16 protein-coding genes are annotated in these 18,424 nt (G+C 65.6%); 10 read left to right on the forward strand and 6 right to left on the reverse strand.

Annotated elements, in window-relative coordinates:
• Positions 1-159: 159 nt before the first annotated feature.
• Complete coding sequence (locus tag NO366_RS16415; protein ID WP_256531862.1) at positions 160-1,470, forward strand: dicarboxylate/amino acid:cation symporter; 1,311 nt, start codon at positions 160-162, stop codon at positions 1,468-1,470.
• Between the two features lie 207 nt (positions 1,471-1,677).
• Here the strand turns inward: NO366_RS16415 and NO366_RS16420 are convergent, their stop codons facing one another.
• Positions 1,678-2,070 (reverse strand): Zn-ribbon domain-containing OB-fold protein, encoded by a 393-nt coding sequence (locus tag NO366_RS16420; RefSeq protein ID WP_256531863.1) that lies wholly within the window; start codon positions 2,068-2,070, stop codon positions 1,678-1,680.
• Positions 2,071-2,125: 55 nt separating this feature from the next.
• Positions 2,126-3,292 carry a thiolase C-terminal domain-containing protein gene (locus tag NO366_RS16425; RefSeq protein ID WP_256531864.1) on the reverse strand — a complete coding sequence of 389 codons (1,167 nt, stop codon included), beginning with the start codon at positions 3,290-3,292 and terminating at the stop codon, positions 2,126-2,128.
• A 215-nt stretch (positions 3,293-3,507) separates the two neighbouring features.
• Here NO366_RS16425 and NO366_RS16430 point away from each other — a divergent pair, with 215 nt between their 5' ends.
• Positions 3,508-4,575 carry a M42 family metallopeptidase gene (locus NO366_RS16430; protein WP_256531865.1) on the forward strand — a complete coding sequence of 356 codons (1,068 nt, stop codon included), beginning with the start codon at positions 3,508-3,510 and terminating at the stop codon, positions 4,573-4,575.
• 97 nt (positions 4,576-4,672) lie between these two features.
• Positions 4,673-5,758 carry a plastocyanin gene (locus NO366_RS16435; RefSeq protein ID WP_256531866.1) on the forward strand — a complete coding sequence of 362 codons (1,086 nt, stop codon included), beginning with the start codon at positions 4,673-4,675 and terminating at the stop codon, positions 5,756-5,758.
• 60 nt (positions 5,759-5,818) lie between these two features.
• Here the strand turns inward: NO366_RS16435 and NO366_RS16440 are convergent, their stop codons facing one another.
• Positions 5,819-6,346 (reverse strand): type II toxin-antitoxin system RatA family toxin, encoded by a 528-nt coding sequence (locus tag NO366_RS16440; RefSeq protein WP_256531867.1) that lies wholly within the window; start codon positions 6,344-6,346, stop codon positions 5,819-5,821.
• Positions 6,347-6,541: 195 nt separating this feature from the next.
• Between NO366_RS16440 and NO366_RS16445 the strand changes: the two genes are divergently transcribed.
• The 5 genes from NO366_RS16445 (at position 6,542) to hpt (ending at position 10,872) form a co-directional block, all read left to right on the forward strand.
• The gene (locus NO366_RS16445; protein WP_256531868.1) at positions 6,542-7,309 is read left to right on the forward strand and encodes an FAD-binding protein; all 768 of its coding nucleotides are present in this window, start codon (positions 6,542-6,544) and stop codon (positions 7,307-7,309) included.
• A gap of 114 nt (positions 7,310-7,423) precedes the next feature.
• The gene (locus tag NO366_RS16450) at positions 7,424-8,203 is read left to right on the forward strand and encodes an NAD-dependent epimerase/dehydratase family protein (protein ID WP_256531869.1); all 780 of its coding nucleotides are present in this window, start codon (positions 7,424-7,426) and stop codon (positions 8,201-8,203) included.
• A gap of 58 nt (positions 8,204-8,261) precedes the next feature.
• A complete protein-coding gene (gene coaBC / locus NO366_RS16455; RefSeq protein WP_256531870.1) occupies positions 8,262-9,473 on the forward strand; it encodes a bifunctional phosphopantothenoylcysteine decarboxylase/phosphopantothenate--cysteine ligase CoaBC in 1,212 nt (403 codons plus the stop codon).
• Positions 9,474-9,576: 103 nt separating this feature from the next.
• Positions 9,577-10,149: a DUF7344 domain-containing protein gene (locus NO366_RS16460; protein WP_256531871.1), complete on the forward strand. Its 573-nt coding sequence runs from the start codon at positions 9,577-9,579 to the stop codon at positions 10,147-10,149.
• Positions 10,150-10,299: 150 nt separating this feature from the next.
• A complete protein-coding gene (gene hpt / locus NO366_RS16465; RefSeq protein WP_256531872.1) occupies positions 10,300-10,872 on the forward strand; it encodes a hypoxanthine/guanine phosphoribosyltransferase in 573 nt (190 codons plus the stop codon).
• Between the two features lie 264 nt (positions 10,873-11,136).
• Here hpt and NO366_RS16470 read toward each other — a convergent pair whose 3' ends face one another.
• The 3 genes from NO366_RS16470 to NO366_RS16480 are packed head-to-tail and all read right to left on the reverse strand — an operon-like array spanning position 11,137 to position 14,780.
• Positions 11,137-12,504 carry an ABC transporter ATP-binding protein gene (locus NO366_RS16470; RefSeq protein ID WP_256531873.1) on the reverse strand — a complete coding sequence of 456 codons (1,368 nt, stop codon included), beginning with the start codon at positions 12,502-12,504 and terminating at the stop codon, positions 11,137-11,139.
• Positions 12,501-13,562: an ABC transporter ATP-binding protein gene (locus NO366_RS16475; RefSeq protein ID WP_256531874.1), complete on the reverse strand. Its 1,062-nt coding sequence runs from the start codon at positions 13,560-13,562 to the stop codon at positions 12,501-12,503. The genes NO366_RS16470 and NO366_RS16475 overlap by 4 nt, the downstream gene beginning before the upstream one ends.
• A 3-nt stretch (positions 13,563-13,565) precedes the next feature.
• Positions 13,566-14,780, reverse strand: coding sequence for an ABC transporter permease (locus tag NO366_RS16480; protein WP_256531875.1), 1,215 nt, complete (start codon positions 14,778-14,780; stop codon positions 13,566-13,568).
• Positions 14,781-15,156: 376 nt separating this feature from the next.
• On the opposite strand from NO366_RS16480, the gene NO366_RS16485 reads away from it, so the two are divergent.
• Positions 15,157-16,098, forward strand: a complete 942-nt coding sequence (locus NO366_RS16485) for an ABC transporter permease (RefSeq protein ID WP_256531876.1) — start codon at positions 15,157-15,159, stop codon at positions 16,096-16,098.
• A gap of 332 nt (positions 16,099-16,430) precedes the next feature.
• Positions 16,431-18,395: an ABC transporter substrate-binding protein gene (locus NO366_RS16490; RefSeq protein WP_256531877.1), complete on the forward strand. Its 1,965-nt coding sequence runs from the start codon at positions 16,431-16,433 to the stop codon at positions 18,393-18,395.
• The last annotated feature ends 29 nt before the right edge of the window (positions 18,396-18,424 follow it).

Below are 18,424 nucleotides of genomic sequence, written 5' to 3' on the forward strand. Positions count from 1 at the left end.
ACCAGTGAGTGCCTATTCGACCGCTACGGGCCGGTTCCGGAGGTGTATACGCCGCCAGATCCTCGAACTCGCAGAGCACGACGACGAACAGCGTCCGAGACAGCATCAAATACTGGTGGGAAGGGGAGCCGTTTACTTCGACGAACACCGTGTACGGCCATGTTCTCGACAGTCGGGCCACTGTGGCAGCGGTATCGATCGGTGCCGTTGATCTATCGGATCTCGCTCGCGTTCGTCCTCGGATCCGCGGCGGGAATCGCGTTCGGCGACCGAATGACCGTGGTCGAACCGCTCGGCGACCTCTTCCTCCGGTTGCTCAACATGCTGGTGATCCCGATAATCGTCTTCACGCTGTTGACGGGAATCCGCCAGCTCTCACCGGCCCGTCTCGGCCGGATCGGGGGTGCGACCGTCGGTCTCTACGCCGTGACGACCACCATCGCGGGTGTCGTCGGGCTCGCCGTCGCGAACCTCCTGCAGCCGGGTCGCGGCGTCGAGTTCACCGGCGGCGACGCCGAGTCCCAGGCGCCACCCTCGCTCACCGAGGTCGTCCTCGGGATCGTCCCGAGCAATCCCGTCACCGCGATGGCGGACGGAAACCTGCTCGCGACCGTCTTCTTCGTCATCGTCTTCGGCATCGCGCTCACGTACGTGCGGGCGCAGCAGGACGAACTCGCAGACCGTGTCGATTCCCTGTTCGAGGCGTTCGAACTCGGTGCCGAGGCGATGTTCGTCGTCGTGCGCGGGGTCCTCGAGTACGGCGTGATCGGCGTCTTCGCGCTCATGGCCGCCGGCATCGGCACCGAAGGGATCGGCGTGTTCACGTCACTCGGTGCGCTCGTGCTCGCCGTCGCCCTCGCGGTCGTCATCCACATCGTCGGTACGTACCTGTTCTTCCTGATGGGTGTCGTCGCGGACGTCTCGCCGCTCGCGTTCCTCGACGGCGCGAAGGACGCGATGGTGACCGCCTTCGCCACCCGCTCTTCGGCCGGCACCCTCCCCGTGACGATGACCAACGCCGAGGAGGACCTTCGGCTCGAAGAGCGCGTCTACTCCTTCGCGCTCCCCGTCGGTGCCACGGCGAACATGGACGGTGCCGCGATCCGACAGGCGATCACCGTCGTGTTCGCGGCGAACGTCGTCGGCCAACCGCTCGCGCTCACCGAGCAGGTGCTCGTGTTGATCGTCGCCGTGCTCATCAGCATCGGCACCGCCGGCGTCCCCGGCGCGGGGATCGTCATGCTCACCGTCGTGCTCACCCAGGTCGGCCTCCCGCTCGCGGTGGTCGGCTTCGTCGCCGGCGTCGACCCGATCCTCGGCCGCATCGCCACGATGAACAACGTCACCGGCGACCTCGCCGTCGCGACAGTCGTCAGCAAGTGGAACGACGCGATCGACCTTGGTGGTGGTGTCTGGTCGGGGACGGGGCCCGACTCCGGCACAGGCGCCGGTGCGGTCAGCGAGGACTAGGTCGGGAGCGAAACTATCGGCGGACCGACAGCGTCGTGAGCTCTCGTCGACTGACTGTATCGCACACATCCGTCGATCGTCACCTCGGTGGGATCCACCACGGGCACCCCGCAGAGAGTCGCCCGAACCGTTTTGGAACTGGTGTCGGCCCCGATCGGTGGTAGAACGAACGAGGCGAGGGGACGGCGAACGAACGGTTCGATCCGGCTACCGCGGCCGGAAGGCGACGAGTCGCTCGTCGGTCGTCTCGGACTCGATCACGGTCGCCTCGACGGTGAGGCCGACCGCGACCTCGTCCGCGGGGACGTCGATCACGCGCCCCGTCAGCCGCACTGGGCCGAAGTCGACGATGCCCGTGGTGTAGGGCGCGTCGTCCGCGAACGCGGGGGTCGGAACGTGGGTGACCGTGTACGTGTCGAGTTCGCCGACGGCGGGCAACGGTTCCTCGGCGAGCTCACGAGCGCCGCACTCGGGGCAGACCCGTCGCGGCGGGAGCGACCCGTGGCCCTCGGGACAGACGAGGGAGAACGCCTCGTTCGCCTCCAGGGCGTCGAGCCAGTCGTCGTAGCCGTCGTGTCGGGCTCCGGTGTGGTCGCTCATGCTCCCACCTCCAGCGCGCCGCGCTGGCGTACTCGCGGGAGCTCACTGCGTTCGGTCATGCGCCCACCTCCTCCAGTACGTGGACCACGCACGAGGCGACCGTGCCACCCGCATTGTGCGCGACGACGGTGTCGCCGTCGATCGCGTCGCTGTGCGGGTGGTCGCCTTCGAGCAAGTGCGTGAGTTCGACCAGCTGGGAGGCACCTGTCGCGCCGACGGGGTGGCCCTTGGCCTTGAGGCCGCCGGAGAGGTTCACCGGGACGGGGCCGTCGGCGGTCGTGTCGCCCTCGCGTGCGGCCGCAATTCCCTCGCCGGGCTCGGCGATGCCGAGTGACTCGATCGCTAGCACCTCGGCGATGGTGAAGCAGTCGTGGACTTCGGCCGCCGCGACGTCGTCGGCGGTGATGCCGGCGTCGTCGTACGCCTCGGTCGCGGCCTCGTCGGCGGCGGGCGACCGGGCGAGGTGCTCGCGATCGTGCAGTGCCATGCGGTCGCCGCCCTGGCCGGTGCCGGTGATGGCGACGGGTGCCGAAACGTCGTGGGCGTCGGCGTACTCGTCGCTGACGAGGACCAGCGCCGCAGCGCCGTCTGAGATCGGACAGGAGTCGTAGAGCCCGAGCGGTTCGGAGACGGCGGGTGCCTCCAGGACGTCGTCGACCGAGATCGCCCGCTGGTACTGAGCCTTCTCGTTCTCGAGGGCGTTCTCGTGGTTCTTCACGGCGACGTGGGCGAGGTCTTCGCGGTCACCGCCGAATCGGTCGAAGTACGCCGTGGCCATCAGCCCGTAGGCGCCGGGGAACGTCACACCGGCGCGGACCTCCCAGAGGTCGTCGGCCGCGATGGCCAGCGCCTCGGTCGCGCCCGCGGTGCCGAGGTTGGTCATCCGTTCGGCGCCACCGACGAGACAGACGTCCGACTCGCCGTTGCGGATGCTGACGACGGCGTCGCGAATCGCCGTCGCGCTCGACGCGCAGGCGGACTCGTATCGCGTCGCCGGCGCGGAGACACCAGCCGCCTCGGCCATCAGCGGTCCCTGGTGGCCCTGGTGCTCGGCGAGTTCGCCCATGAAGTTGCCGTATCGTACCATCTCGACGTCCGTTCGCGGGACGCCGGCGTCGTCGAACGCCACCGCCGCCGCCTCGGCGAACAGGTCACGGCCGGTTCGCTCCGGCGTGCGCCCGAACGACGTCAGCCCGGCGCCCGCTACGCGCACTGCTGTCATACGATCGGGTACGACCGGGTCCGGTTAATACCTCGTGGTTCACGCAGGTACGACCGGCGTCCGAACGCCAGCACACCACACCGTCCGAGACATCCGGCACGACCTACGCGTCCGGCGTCACGTCTTCCGAGGACACCCCCGGGAAGATACCGATCGATCGAGACGCCCCACCGGCGATCCGGGCGCTTTTATCCACGCGGTCGCGAGTGAGTGCCATGCAGCCGCACACACTGGACGAGTCGCTGGTGGAGACGCTCACCGAGACCAGCGGCGTCCCGGGGTACGAGGATCGAATCCGCGAACTCGTGCAGGCCGAGTTCGTCGAGTCCGTCGACCGCGTCAGGACCGACGCGATGGGCAACGTCGTGGGGACGATCGAGGGGTCGACCGACCACGAGGTCGCCGTCGCGGCCCACATGGACGAGATCGGCTTCATGGTCAGTCACATCGAGGGTGACGAAGGTGAGAGCGGCTTCCTCGAACTCGACGCCCTCGGAGGATGGGACGCCCGCGTCCTGAAGGCCCAGCGCGTCACCGTTCACACGGAAGATGGCGACCTCCCGGGCGTGATCGGCTCGCCACCGCCGCACACGATGGATCCAGAAGATCGGGAGACGCCACCGGACGTCGAGGACGTAGTCGTCGACCTCGGGCTCCCCTACGAGGACGTCGACGAACGCGTCTCAGTCGGCGATCTCGTCACGATGGATCAGTCGACCGAGGTGGTCGGTGAGACGCTCACCGGGAAGGCGATGGACGATCGCATCTGCCTGTACGCCATGCTCCAGGCCGCCGCGGCGATCGAAGATCCCGACGCGACGATCCACTTCTGTGCCACTGTCCAGGAGGAAGTCGGCCTCCGCGGCGCCCGCGCGCTCGGCGTCGACGTCGATCCCGACCTGGCCATCGCGCTCGACGTCACCGTCGCCAACGACGTCCCCGAATTCGACGAGGGCGAACACGTCACCCGTCTCGGGCAGGGAACGGCGATCAAACTCAAGGACGGCAGCGTCATCACGAGCCCCAAAGTACACCGCCGGCTCAGGTCCATCGCGGAGGTCGAAGGGATCGACTTCCAACTCGAGGTTTTGCCCGCCGGCGGGACGGACACGGCCGGCTTCCAGCACACCCACGGCGCCAAACCGGTCGGCGCCATCTCCATCCCGAATCGGTACATGCACACCGTCACCGAGGCCGTCCACCGCGACGACGTGGAGGCCACCGTGGACCTCCTGACGGCCTTCCTCGAACGCGAGGACGGGACGGCAGACTACATGCTGTAAATCCGGCCGTGAACGATCCATACATCGGTTGCTGATTGGACCGTCGGACTGTAGGACCAATACAAATATACATAAACGAAAGTCGAATACGTTCCGTATGGAACGTCGATCGGTCCTCTCCGGAACGGGTCTCGCGCTCGCAACGAGTATCGCCGGATGTCTGGACACCATCGGCGACGAACCGACGTCGGCGACGGCCGGAACGACGTCGGCGTCGGCCTGCGAAGCGGGCCGCGCGGTCCTCGAAGCGATCGGAAACGAAGAGTACGAAACGGCCGCTGCGTACTACCCGACTGCGCTCGAAGAGAGCGGGCACGGCCCGAGCCCGGTCGACCGGTACCGGACAGTTCGGACGCCGGACGGGATCGGCGACATCGAGTGCGGAGAGGCCACCTCGGACCCGGACCTCGAAACCCAGTTCTCCGAGTGGATCGACGGCGACGTGGGAACCGCGAAGACGATCCAGTACACGGCCGACGTCGATGTCGGATCGGTATCGATCGAGACGACTTCACAGGTCGGCGCCGTCGAGATCGACGGCGACTGGTACGCCTGGCTCGACTCCGAGCTCGTCCCCCGACCGAACGCGGGGGTCACCGTGGACGAAGACGGACTGGAGACAGCGACCGTCACCTACACCAGCGGCAGCGATGGTGTCTCCGTGTACATCACCGGGGACGGGATCGACGATCCGACGGCGTACCGCCTCGAGTCGCCCGGCGCATCGACGACCGTCGCGGCGCCAGACCTCCCGCCGGGACGGTACGAGGTCGTCGCCGCGCGCGAACCGTACGACGAGGACGTGGCCACCACCGAGGTCGCCGTGTTCGAACTCGTCGACCGGGACGCCTGGCGAGACGTCGACGAGATCGTCTTCAGCGCGGAGACGGTCGCGTGGGTGGGACGCGCCCCCGACCACGTCGAGGGCGTCGAGAATCCCACGCTCGTCCTGGAGGCTGGACGGACGTACCGAATCGGGTGGGATCGAGGGAACGGACAGGGGCACAATTTCGAGGTGCACGACGCGGCCGGCACCGTCGTCGACGACTACGAGACAGAGCTCGCGATCGAGCCGGACGACGATCAGTTCCTGACCGTCACCGCGACCGAAGAACTCTCGACGTACCGATGTAGGCCACATACGGCTATGTCGGGGGCTATCGAGGTCGTCGACGAACTGTAGCGACGGCCGGTACCCGACCTGCAGGCCGTCCCGGTCCGCGCGGACGGAACGCCGTACGGTTCACCGGCCGGGATGTTCGTGCACCGTCAGGTCCACGTCGCGCGACTCGCCTTCGACGTCGGCGACCAGTCGCCGCACCACGTTCTCCGCTTCCTCGTACAGGCGCGGCCGAACGAGTCCGATCACCCGGTCGAGCGAGACGAATCGCGGAAGGCTGACCGCGTTCGTATCGGCGGTATGTGGGTCGTATGCCACGTCGAAGTAGAGCCGGCTCGCGGTCTGCTCGTCCGGGGGTGCCGACTCGGGTTCGGGGTCGACGCGCCACTCGCCGCCGGCGTCGAGGTCGGCCGTGAGCCGCCACGCGAGTCGAGCGGGTTCCTCCACCGCCGTCACTTCCGACCGGGCGGTGTACGAGAGTTTCCACCACGAGAACGCGAGTTCGTACCGCGTGCCGGCACCCCCGTCGCCGGTCGCTTCGACCGAGTCGAGAACGGGCGCGTACTGCGGGTAGGCGGTGAAGTCACTGACGGCGCCGAAGACCGTCTCGGGATCGCGGTGAACGAGCGTGCTGAGGACGATCCGTTCCACACCCGGAAGTCGATGGCCGGGAGGGTAAGCGTTACTCGTCGGACCGGCGGCCGGCATCGTGGTCTCGGTCGCCGGCGTCGACCGCGGCTCCGCGCACCAGCAGGCCGTCGTATCACGCGTCTGTCCCCTCGGCGTACGAGGGATTTTCCGGACCGAACCGACAGCGTTGTCAGCGCACCGGTGTAGGTTCGCCTCATGAGGGACTGCATCATCGTCGGTGGCGGTGTCGCCGGCCTGTCGGCGGGACTCTTCGCGGCCCGGGCCGGGCTCGACACGCTCGTCGTCTCCGGAGGCGAGTCGATCCTCGCGCGAAACGCGAGCCTGGAGAACTACCCCGGCTTGCCCGCGGGCTTCGACGCGCGGCGCTACCTCGCGTTCGTCCGCGAACAGGCGGAAGACGCCGGCTGCGCGGTCACCGAAGACAGGATCGTCGGCGTCGAGACGGATGGAACCGACGGCGAAGCGAGCGGGGACGACGATCGCGGCTCCGACGACGAGCAGTGGTTCAGGCTCGGTGGAGAATCGTCGACCTACCACGGACGGCGTCTCGTCGCGGCCTCGTGGCCGGACAGCGAGTACCTCGTCGAGCTCGGCGTGGACCGCGAACAGCGAGGAAGCAAGCACGTCATCGCCGTCGATCGGGCGGGTCGGACGTCCGTGGACGGAGTGTACGCAGCCGGACGGATCGCCGGACAGCCACACCAGGCGATCGTCGCCGCCGGCCACGGCGCCACCGTCGGGCTGGCGGTCGTCCAGGACGGCGAGGCACCCTTCTACCACGACTGGGTCGCGCCGGAGGGATACTTCACCGGTCGCGACCGCGAGGTGCCGCCCGCCTGCGCCGAGATCGACGACGAAGAACGGCACGATCGTGAGGCGACGGCCAGGGAACGCCTCAGGGAGCGCCTGGGCGAACCGTTCGAGGCCGAACCGACCCAGCACCCGAGCGTCGACGGCGAGTGATCGGTCACGGTCGTCGGGCAGCCGAACAGGTTCGGGCCCGAGTGTCGCCGACACGAGACGCCTCGCGCACACGACGGGTGACGTTTCTTCCCGTCGGCGGACGTCTACGCCCGCATGGCCCGTATCGCGATCACCGGGGGAACCGGCACCGTCGGCCGGCAGGCGATTGCCGCGTTCGACGACCACGAGACGACGATCCTCGCCAGGACCGACGTCGACGATCTCGACGTCGTCGAACTCGACGTGGCCGACCGCGACCGATTCGTCGACGTCCTCGAGGGCCACGACACGCTCGTACACCTGGCGGCGAACCCCTCGCCGGAGGCAGACTGGGACGACGTGGTCGCGCCGAACATCGAGGGGACGTACAACGCGTACCATGCAGCCGTCGAGAACGACATCGATCGGGTCGTCTTCGCGAGTACGAATCACACCGTCCACATGTACAACGCGGCCGACACCAGCGAACCGGAGTCGATGGTCGTGCGACCGAAACCCGTCGTACCCGACGATCCGCCCAGACCGGACTCGCCGTACGGGATCAGCAAGGTGGCCGGCGAGGCCATCGGCACGTACTTCGCCGATCGCCACGGCCTGACGGTAGTCACCCTCAGGATCGGCTGGCTCATGGACGACGAGTCGCTCCGGGCGACACAGGAGGAAGACGACTCCCACGCGCGATTCGCCCGGGCCATGTACCTGAGTCCGCGCGATTGCCGCGACGCACTGGAAGGGTCCGTGACCGTCACCATCGAGGAATCGCCGCTCACCTGCCACGTCGTCTCGGCGAACGACGAGCGGTACTTCTCGATCGTCGAAGCCCAGACGGGACTGGGATATCGTCCGCGGGACAACGCCGCCGCGGTGCTCGGACTGGATTCCCCGGACGACTGATCGCGACGTCCGAGTGGTCAACGTTTAACCCCTCCCGGGGGCATTCGTCGGGTATCAGATGTCGACGCTCGAAGACGTGTCCGTCGCGCTCGGGGTGACGGGTTCGATCGCGGCCGTGAAGACGATCGAACTCGCCCACGAACTGCGCCGACGGGGAGCCGACGTGCGGGCAGTGATGAGCGACAGTGCGACGGGAATCGTCCACCCGGACGCCGTGGCGTACGCCACCGGAAACGACGTCGTCACGGCCCTCACCGGTCGCGTCGAGCACGTCGAACTCTGCGGTCGAGACGGGTGGGCCGACGTCCTGCTGATCGCACCCGCGACCGCCAACACCGTCGGCAAGCTCGCCGCGGCCGTCGACGACACGCCGGTGACGACGACGGCGACGACCGCCCTCGGCGCCGACGTTCCGGTCGTCGTCGCGCCCGCGATGCACGAACCGATGTACGACCACCCCGGCGTACTCGCGTCGCTCGAGCGAATCGAATCGTGGGGCGTCGACCTCGTCGACCCGCGCATCGAGGAGGGGAAGGCGAAGATCGCCACCGAGGATGCCATCTGTACGGCCATCGAGCGAGCGACGAGCGACGGGCAACTCGCCGGTGAGCACGTCGTCGTGACCGCCGGCGCGACGGCAGAGTCGATCGACCCCGTTCGGGTGCTCACCAACCGGTCGTCGGGCCGGATGGGGCGCGCAGTCGCCAGGGCGTGTTACGCGCTCGGTGCGACGGTGACGCTCGTTCACGGCCCCGTCGGTCCACACGCCGTCACCCGATCCGACGCGGGCGATGGGGGCGACGTCTCGTACGCGGACGTACTGACAGTCGAGACCACCGCGGAGATGGTCGAAGAGACGCGGGCGGCCTGCGAGACGGCTGACGCACTCGTCTCCGCGGCGGCCGTCGCGGACTACACCGTCGACACGCACGACGAGAAGCTTCGGTCGGGTGACCGACGCGAGTTGACGCTCGAACCGACGGCGAAGCTCGTCGACGCGGTTCGCAACGACCGTCCCGACATGCCGATCGTCGGCTTCAAGACCGAGACGAGCGGCGACGACGAAGCGATGATCGAGGCGGCGCGCGACCTGCGCGACCGCGTCCACCTCGCGTTCGTGGTGGCCAACGACGCCAGCGTCATGGGTCGAGGCGAGACGCGCGCGCTACTGGTGCACGCGGGCGACGTCGCGCGGTTTACCGGTTCGAAACGTGCGCTCGCGGACGAGATCGGTGCCTCGCTCGCCGTCGTCCTCCACGGGGAAACGTAGGGCTGCAAATCAGTCACGAAGATTAAATAGAACGCGTTTCAATCGAGCACGTATCCGGCTCTACCGCCGCCCGGTATCCATGGACGAGCCAACCTGATTCAGTATGCCAATCGACCACGCACCCACGGAACAGCTGTCCAAAGGCGAGGTGTTCGAAGTTTTGCGCAACCAGCGACGCCGATTCGTCCTTCAGTACCTAAAACAGGACGATCGGCCAGTCGAGCTCGGCGATCTGGCCCAACAGGTCGCCGCCTGGGAGTACGAGACGACCCTCGAAGGCGTGACGCCCGAACAGCGAAAACGCGTCTACACCACGCTCCAGCAAACGCACCTGCCGAAGATGGACGAGGCGGGCATCCTCGTCTTCGACTCCGACGACGGGGTCATCGAATCGACGGACCGAACCCGGGACATCAGCGTCTACCTCGAGATCGTCCCTGGCCACGAGTTCGCCTGGCGAGAACTCTACCTCTCGCTCGGTGCCGTCAGTTGCGCACTCGTCGCTGCGCTCTGGGGCGGCGTCTACCCCTTCACTCTGATCCCGACGCTCGGCTGGACCGCCCTGCTCGCACTGGTATTTACCGGAACGGCCGTCGCGCACATCTATCACGAGCGAACGATGCGCCTCGGATACGGCAATCAGCCGCCCGAGCTCTCCTACCAGGGCGAGAAGTGAGCCGGCCGACGGCCGGAACGGCACACAGCGCAGGCGAATCGGTTCGGGCCACGTCAGAACCACGCGAGTCGGGTACGGACCCCTTCGACGCTCGCCAGCCGCCGTATCGACATTCGTCAGGTTTTACTCGGCGTCGGCCCCACCAGCGACATGGATCGACTGGAACGGTCGTTACGCGAGGCCCCGATCGTCGAGAAAGACGACGGCTACCAGTACTTCGTCCACCCGATCAGCGACGGGATCCCCAACCTCGATCCCGGCTTGCTTCGCGAGATCGTCATCAGGATCATTCGAAAGGCCGACCTGGCAGAGGTCGACAAGATCGTGACCCCCGCGGCGATGGGGATCCACATCTCCACAGCCGTCTCGCTCATGACGGACATCCCCCTCACCGTCATCAGAAAACGCGAATACGGCCTCGACGGCGAAGTCGCCATCGCTCAGCAAACGGGCTACTCGGAGAACGAGATGTTCATCAACGACGTCCACGAGGGTGAGCGCGTCCTCGTCCTGGACGACGTCCTCTCGACCGGCGGAACGCTCGCGTCGGTCATCGACGCACTCGACGAGATCGGCGCCGACGTCGTCGACTCCGTCGCGGTCATCAAAAAAGTCGGTGGCGAGAACGAGGTCGACGAACGCGGCTATCACGTCAAGACGCTCGTCAACGTCGACGTCGTCGACGGAGCGGTCGTCATCGTCGACGCGAACGGCGACGACTGACGCGACACGACGGGCAGATCGCGGACTGACTGCCGGGCCATCCGGGAAGCCACGGTCGAAGCCACTAGTGACCGGCTAGCTCGACGCAGGAGCGCACGATACCCGACCCGGTGTGAGAGCGCACGATACCACGAGTTCGTCTCCGTCGACTCCAGCACCACGACACGGGCCCTGACGTCGGATCACGTACCGGGTCACGTCCTGGAATCCCGAACCGCCGGGCTCGCACTCGTCGACGGTACAGTCATCAACCCGGAGGAACGCCTAGAGTCCCTCGCCGCGCCAGGGGATCGGCTCCGCGTCCCGGTCGTCGTCGTATCGGTGACACGAGACCGGTCGACCTCGGTGCGTCGACCGTTCGGGAACCGCCCGTTCACAGATCGTCGGCAGGGCCGTCGCGAGCTCCTGCGTGGCCGCGTCGACGTCACCCGATGCGAGCGAATCGACCGCCGATTGGACGTGACGATCCAGGTCCGGATCGTCGAGTTCCGCGGGCAGATCGAAGGCCGCTCTGACGGCCGACGCGCCGACGTCGGTCCCGGTCGTCGGGTCGACGGCCGACGGCAATTCGCCGGTTTCGACGGTAAATCGAAACGCCGCCAGCCGTCGCCAGGTCTCGCCGGAGACGGTCAGGTCCGGCGGCGGAATGAGTTCCGGACAGCGAGTGTGGAACCGACAGCCCGACGGCGGATCACTCGGATCCGGGATCGAGTCGGTGAGGGGACTCTCGAACGTCCGATCGGTCGGGTCGAGACTCGGAACCGAGTTCATCAACACCCGCGTGTACGGATGGGCTGGCGAGTCGAGCACGTCGTCGATCGCCCCCTGTTCGACGATCTCACCCAGGTACATGACGGCGACCCGATCGCAGAAGAGCCGAACGACGTCGAGGTCGTGACTGATGAAGAGGATCGAGATGTCGTGTTCGCGGCGAATGTCCTCCAGCAACGCGAGGACGTCGGACTGAACGCGCGCGTCGAGGGCGCTCGTCGGTTCGTCGGCGACGATGAGATCCGGGTTACAGACGAGCGCTCGTGCGATCGAGATGCGCTGTTTCTCGCCGCCGGAGAACTCGTGTGGATAGCGATCGGCGTCGTCCGCGGACAAGCCGACGCGTTCGAGGACGTCCGCGACGATGGCGCGACGGCGCGATTCGTCCGACATGCCGTGGAGTGAGAGCGGTTCGGCGACGGCCTCGCCAACCGTCAGACGCGGGTTGAACGCCTCGTTCGGGTCCTGGACCACGAGCTGCGCTCTCCGTCTGAACGACCGAAGGTCGGCCCCCGTGAGGTCGGTAACCGACTCGCCGTCGAAGACGACCTCGCCGGCCGTGGGCTCTTCGAGGCGGAGGATCGAGTGGGCGGCCGTCGTCTTTCCGCTCCCCGATTCTCCGACGAGTCCGAGGACTTCGCCGCGACCGATCTCGAAGTCGATACCGTCGACGGCGCGGACCCGACCGACCTCGCGGCGGAGGAACCCGCGCGTGATCGGATAGTGTGTCTCCAGCCCGCGGACACGGAGGAGCGGCTCCGAATCTGTCCAGACCGGCGACCCCTCGGCATAGTCTGCCGAGGTGTGATCACCGTCTTCGGACGGTCTCTCGCGCGGTGGGTCGGCGTTCGCGTCGCTCATCGCGACACCTCCGAGACGGAGTGAACTTCGTTCGCGGTATCGAGGACCTGCGTCGGATCGCCGTCGGGCCCGTAGTGGACGCAGGAGACCGTGTGGTCGGGATCGCCGTCGATCCCGAAGAAGTCGGGCTGATCGCCACCCTCACACGTGGGCTCGGCGTACGGACACTCTCCGCGGAAGCGACACCCGTCCCGCGGGATATCGCCACGGGCCGATCGGTCGTCGCGTCTCGAGAGCCCGTCGTAGCTGTCGAAGAGTGCCTGTGTGTACGGGTGTGCCGGGGTCGAGAAGAGCGAGCTCACCGGGCCCCGTTCGACGATGGTGCCGCCGTACATGACGAGCACGCGATCTGCGAGCGATGCGACGACCCGGAGATCGTGTGTGATAAGCAGTATGGCCGTGTCGTCGTCCGTGAGTTCACGGAGGAGTTCGATCAACTTCGCCTGAACCGTGACGTCGACTGCAGTGGTCGGTTCGTCGGCGATGAGCAGGTCCGGGTCGGCCGCGAGCGCGATGGCGATAGCCACGCGTTGGCGCATCCCGCCGGAGAACTCGTGGGGGTACTCGTCGATCCGGTCGTCGGCTCGCGGGATGCCGACCTTCCGGAGGAGGGAGATCGCCCGTTCCCTGGCGGCTGCGCCCGACGCCTGTCCGTGAATCGTTATCGCCTCGACGATCTGATCGCCGACGGTGTAGACCGGGTCGAGGGCCTGTTGTGGGTTCTGGAAGATGTGGGCGATCTTGTCGCCGCGAATCGATCTGAGGTCGCGTTCGCTCGCGCCGTCGATCCGCTCACCGTCGAACGTGATCCGGCCGTCGACGACGTCTGCGGGCGGCTGGGGAACGATCCCGGTCAGCGATTCGCAGGTGACGCTCTTCCCACTTCCGGACTCGCCGACGATACAGACCGTTTCGCCGGGGTGGACGTCGAAGGTGACGCCGTCTACGGCCCGGATCAGTTCGCGATCCGTTTCGATGTGGGTTCGAAGTCCGTCGACCGAGAGGAGCGGCTCCGTGGACCGGGTCGATACCGTCGTGGAATCTGCGTTCGATGACATTGGTCAGTTCGTTTGTCGGGGGTCGAGGGCGTCTCGGACAGCGTCGCCGGTGATCTTGAGCGACGCCAGCGTGGCGGTCAGTGCGATCATGGGGAACGTCGAAATCCACCAGATGTCCGACGTCGTGGTCGGTGGGCGGACGAAGTCCTGTCCGGTGCTGACGGAGAGTGCCGTTCCCTCCTGGATTATCGATCCCCACGAGTACGTCTGAATGTGGTGGAACCCGAGGAACGCGATGCCCGCCTCCACCAGAACGAACAGGGCGAGGAGGTGAAACACCGACGGAACGAGCGTGTTCGTGATGTTCGGAATGATGTGACGACGGCCGATGTACGGGGCGGACGCGCCGAGACTTCGAGCGACGAGTACGTATCCATCCTCACGCCGCTGAAGCGTCTCACTGCGGACGATCCTGGCGATACCACCCCAGCTCAACAGTCCGAACGTGACGAGCAGGAGGAGCAACGACGTGTTCCAGTACATGTATCCCATGATGAACGCGACGATCGCCGGAATGCACAACTGGACGTCGACGTAACTCATCAGGAGGTCGTCGATCCGGCCACCGCGGAAGCCGGCGACGATGCCGACCACCGCAGCGACCGGAACGATGAACGCGAGCGTAAACACGATCACTTCCACCGCGACGGCCGCACCCTCCGTGATCAGGTAATCGATCGAGTGACCGCGGTGGTTCGTCCCGAGCGGATACGCCATCGACCCCTGACAGTACCGTGTGAAGCCATCGGCCGCGACCGTCACCTCACCAGCACACTGGTTCGCCCACCCCATCTTACTCTTTCCCCAGAAGGGCGGGTTGTACTGATTCGCGAACGTGACGCTCGGGCTCCCGTAGATAGCAGGGCCGACGAACCCCAGAAGGACGACGAGCGAGAGGAGACCGCCCCCCACGGCGTGGACCGGTTTCGAACAGATCCGTCTGAGGCGACGAACCGTTTGATCCCGGTGGCGAAGCATCGGGACGCCGAACAGGGACGCGATCACCACGACACCCCCGTAGACGATCCAGTCGAGTGTATCGATCTCCCACCGACCGACGAAAAATACGCCGGTGTACGAATCGTAGACGTACAGTGCGAAAACGACGGCGATGCCAACAGTAAACGTGAGCCGTTCCGGTGTGAGCAGCGTCCGCGAGTGCTCCACCTCGCTCCAGTCGACCGCTTCGAAGTTCGATCGGGCGTCGTCCGTACTCATGAAGGGCGAGTGTGATTCACTGGCAACCGCATATAAAGGTGTCTGATCACTTACGCGATTCTGGCAACAGTATAGTAATTACCGTTTGTGGCCCCACGAAGCATCGTAGATGGATGGTAGGCCGTGACAGGCACCGCCCGACGTGTCTGCTTTCGATAACTTTTTTACGTGGTAACAGACACCAATCAACGATGCCCTCCTCGATCGAAGCCAGGACACGGGCAGCACGCCTGCCAGCAGGTATCGCCAACCGAGGCAGACTCGCCACACGCAGAGCGCACGCGAACCGAATCAGCCGACCGCGCCTGCCTGCAGACGAACGAGACCAACGCACCCGTACAACGGGTCGTGAAGGGACGACTGTAGACTGGAACCCATGAGCCTCGTTCGCCTGTTCGCGAAACGTATCGTGCTGGGATTCGTGGCCGCCTGGACGGTTCTGACGACCGTCTTCGCCGCGTTCAATTTGACAGACGACTGGGTACTCGCCGGTATAGAGGGACAGATGCGGTGGGGCGGCGCGAGCAAAGAGGAGATACGAGAACGAACGAACGCGTACATGGCCAGGCGAGGCCTCGACGATCCACTCTTCGAACGGTACGTCGACTGGATGGGGAGAATGCTCACCTTCGACTGGGGACAGTCGATCCAGAGCGGAGAACCGGCGCTCGCGATCGTCCGGGAGGGGCTCTGGCGAACTGCGGCGTACGTCGTACCGGGACTCGCTCTCGCCATCGTGATCGGCATCGGTGTCGGGCTGTACGCGGCGCTGCGCCCGAACAGCAAACTCGCGGGCCTGAGCGTCACGACCGCCTACCTCGGATTCGCAGTGCCGAACTTCTGGCTCGCGGCCATGCTCTACTCCCTCGACGGACAGCTGTTCGAGGCACCGCCTGTCGTCTTCGACTCGATCCTCCCGATCGTTCTGACGACGTCGACGTTACTCGGTGGGTACGTGAGTTATGCACGTGCGCACTCACGCGAGTACGCGTCCGCGGAGTTCGTCAAACTCGTCCGGACCAAGGGTGCCGGTCCGATCACGATAGCCCGCCACATCGTCCGAAACGCGGCGATCCCGTTCGTCTCGATGGTCTTCGTCGAAGCGCTGGCGCTCCTCGTACTCACGGTATTCGTCATCGAGATCGTGTTCGGTATCCAGGGCTTCGGGTACACGTTCTTCACCGCGATCGAAGGGCGCGACTTGCCGATCGTCCTCGGGAGTACGCTCGTGATCGTCGCCGTCGGGATCGTCGGTAACATCCTCCAGGACATCGGATACACCGCGCTCGATCCGCGTGTCGACACCGGAACGCGGTAGCCCGTCCGGTCTGTCTCCCGTCGACGGACGAACCGATAGCGGGGGATCGTTCGGGGACAGGGGCTGTCGAACGAGAGATAGACCTCGACCGATCTCGAGTGAGAGTTATTTATCCAATGTTCTGTATTTTGAAATTTTCATGGAGACAATTATACACCACTGGGCAAACGACGCCAGCGTAACAAACTGATGTAATTCCGGACGTTTGTTCTCAATACGCCCGTGTAAATGACCAATCAAAAATAATATAGGGGCCAGAAGCGTGCCGTATGCAAACCCGCTTCACTCAGAAACAATACTTATATATGGGGTAAGAACACTGTTGTCACGCAATGGTGCTAGACCAGGCAAAATCAGCGACGGACGTTGACCGACGAACGGTACTGAAGACCGTCGGTGCAGGTGGTGCGATCACGCTCGCCGGCTGTCTCGACGATGGCGACGGATCGGACGACGCCGACTTCCCGATGGACATCACGCTCGAAGTGAACGCGGACAACGACGACCGCGTCCAGATGGTCGAACTCATCGCGGCCTCCCTGGAAGAGTCGGGATACTTCAACACGACCATCGAGACGTTCGAGTGGACGACCTACGTGAGCCGCGTCATGGGCTCCGACTACCCGACCATGGGCGTCGTTCCCTGCATCGGACTGGCCGGGACCTTCAACCCAGGCAGTTTCTGTAACGCACTCCACCACACGGACAACGTCGGACAGTGCTGTAACCTGACCGGTGTCGGCAACGAGGAACTGGACGGGATGATCGAGTCCGCCCGGTATGGCGTCGAGGTCTCCCAGGACAACGAGCTTCGTGGCGAGCGCTACGACGAGGTCTGGAACGCGCTCGCCGACTACAAGTACAGTTCGATCACCCACTTCGACGTCCAGAACGTCATCACGACGACGGACGTCCACAACTTCGTCTCGTACCCGTTCCAGCAGACCCTGATGAGCCACGCGCTCTACGAACCGGCAGACGAGCAGGTCGCGTGGATCGACCGCGAGAACGCGGCGAGTACGGACGGCGAGACGTCGCTGTCGGAGATCAGCGAAGGCGGCGAACTGAGCATCGGGCTCGGCGCCAACCCGTCGTCGTTCGACCCGCCGTACAGTACGGACACGACGTCGAGCATCGGACAGAATTACATCTTCGAGTACCTGACGACGTCGGACTCGCAGGGGAACGTCTACCCGTGGCTCGCGGAGGACTACACCATCGAAGACGTCCAGGACATCGACGTGACGGCGTACGAGCCGTACATGACCGAAGTGTCGACCACCGAGGATGGGGCCCCTGATACGGACGCGCAGATCATCGTCCAGCACCCGGAGGACGATCCCTCGAGTCAGGACTCGGTCCGCATCCTCACGCCCACGGAAGCCGCCGACGCCGTCGCCGACGGTACCTACGGTATGCACTTCCGGTACGCGCTGGAGCAGGGCGTCACGTTCCACAACGGCGAGGAGATGACCGCCGAGGACGTCGTCGCCTCGCTCAAGCGCGTCGAAAACTCGCAGATCTCCGCCCAGACGTTCGACTCCGTCCTCCACGCGGAGGCGGTCGACGACTACACCGTCGACTTCTACGCGCAAATTCCGGACGCGGAAGCGGAGCGCCTGCTCACGGGTACCACGGCCGTCATGCCCAAGGAGGTCGCCGAGTCGGAGGCCAGTGCGGTCGACCCGCGTCAGAGCGTCGATCCGGTCGGCACCGGTCCGTACGAGTTCGGCGAGATCGACGACGGGAACTACTTCACCGTCGAGCGGTTCGACGACTACTGGATGCACGACAAGGGCATCCAGAACAAGGACTGGTTCGACGGCCCCTCGGAATTCCCGAACGGACCCGTCGTCGATACGGTCTACAACGAAATTATCTCGGACGCCAGTACCCGACAGGGTGCCCTCCAGAACGCGGAGCTCGACGTCACGTTCGGACTCAACGCGTCGGCCCTGGACAGCTTCGTCGAGAGCGACGACTTCATCGTGGACAGTGTCGCCGCCGGTGGCTACGAGTACGTCCAGTACCCGATCGCCGTCGAACCGTTCGACGACGACCGGGTCCGCAAGGCGATCAACTACCTCGTCCCACGACAGCGGATCGTCGACAACATCCTGAACGGCTGGGGATCGCCGGCCTGGACCAGTATCCCCGAACTCGCGCGCGGTGCTGGCACGGCCGACTACGGCGCGCTCGAATCCGAAGTCAAGCCGACGAACGAGTTCAAACCGGACGAGGCGGCGTCACTCCTCGAGGAGTTCATCGAGGACAGTGACTTCACGTCGAACGTCTAGAATCGCGCGAAAATTGCGGACCGACGCCT

Source organism: Halovivax cerinus (assembly GCF_024498195.1).
Taxonomy (GTDB): domain Archaea; phylum Halobacteriota; class Halobacteria; order Halobacteriales; family Natrialbaceae; genus Halovivax; species Halovivax cerinus.

What these genes read in the sequence shown, in the direction of transcription:
- NO366_RS16445 (WP_256531868.1), top strand. Translation starts at nt 6,542, where the DNA reads ATGAGGGACTGCATCATCGTCGGTGGCGGTGTCGCCGGCCTGTCGGCG.
- NO366_RS16425 (WP_256531864.1), bottom strand. Translation starts at nt 3,292, where the DNA reads ATGACAGCAGTGCGCGTAGCGGGCGCCGGGCTGACGTCGTTCGGGCGC.
- NO366_RS16470 (WP_256531873.1), bottom strand. Translation starts at nt 12,504, where the DNA reads ATGAGCGACGCGAACGCCGACCCACCGCGCGAGAGACCGTCCGAAGAC.
- NO366_RS16475 (WP_256531874.1), bottom strand. Translation starts at nt 13,562, where the DNA reads ATGTCATCGAACGCAGATTCCACGACGGTATCGACCCGGTCCACGGAG.
- NO366_RS16480 (WP_256531875.1), bottom strand. Translation starts at nt 14,780, where the DNA reads ATGAGTACGGACGACGCCCGATCGAACTTCGAAGCGGTCGACTGGAGC.
- NO366_RS16490 (WP_256531877.1), top strand. Translation starts at nt 16,431, where the DNA reads ATGGTGCTAGACCAGGCAAAATCAGCGACGGACGTTGACCGACGAACG.
- hpt (WP_256531872.1), top strand. Translation starts at nt 10,300, where the DNA reads ATGGATCGACTGGAACGGTCGTTACGCGAGGCCCCGATCGTCGAGAAA.
- NO366_RS16415 (WP_256531862.1), top strand. Translation starts at nt 160, where the DNA reads ATGTTCTCGACAGTCGGGCCACTGTGGCAGCGGTATCGATCGGTGCCG.
- NO366_RS16420 (WP_256531863.1), bottom strand. Translation starts at nt 2,070, where the DNA reads ATGAGCGACCACACCGGAGCCCGACACGACGGCTACGACGACTGGCTC.
- NO366_RS16435 (WP_256531866.1), top strand. Translation starts at nt 4,673, where the DNA reads ATGGAACGTCGATCGGTCCTCTCCGGAACGGGTCTCGCGCTCGCAACG.
- NO366_RS16450 (WP_256531869.1), top strand. Translation starts at nt 7,424, where the DNA reads ATGGCCCGTATCGCGATCACCGGGGGAACCGGCACCGTCGGCCGGCAG.
- NO366_RS16460 (WP_256531871.1), top strand. Translation starts at nt 9,577, where the DNA reads ATGCCAATCGACCACGCACCCACGGAACAGCTGTCCAAAGGCGAGGTG.
- NO366_RS16485 (WP_256531876.1), top strand. Translation starts at nt 15,157, where the DNA reads ATGAGCCTCGTTCGCCTGTTCGCGAAACGTATCGTGCTGGGATTCGTG.
- coaBC (WP_256531870.1), top strand. Translation starts at nt 8,262, where the DNA reads ATGTCGACGCTCGAAGACGTGTCCGTCGCGCTCGGGGTGACGGGTTCG.
- NO366_RS16430 (WP_256531865.1), top strand. Translation starts at nt 3,508, where the DNA reads ATGCAGCCGCACACACTGGACGAGTCGCTGGTGGAGACGCTCACCGAG.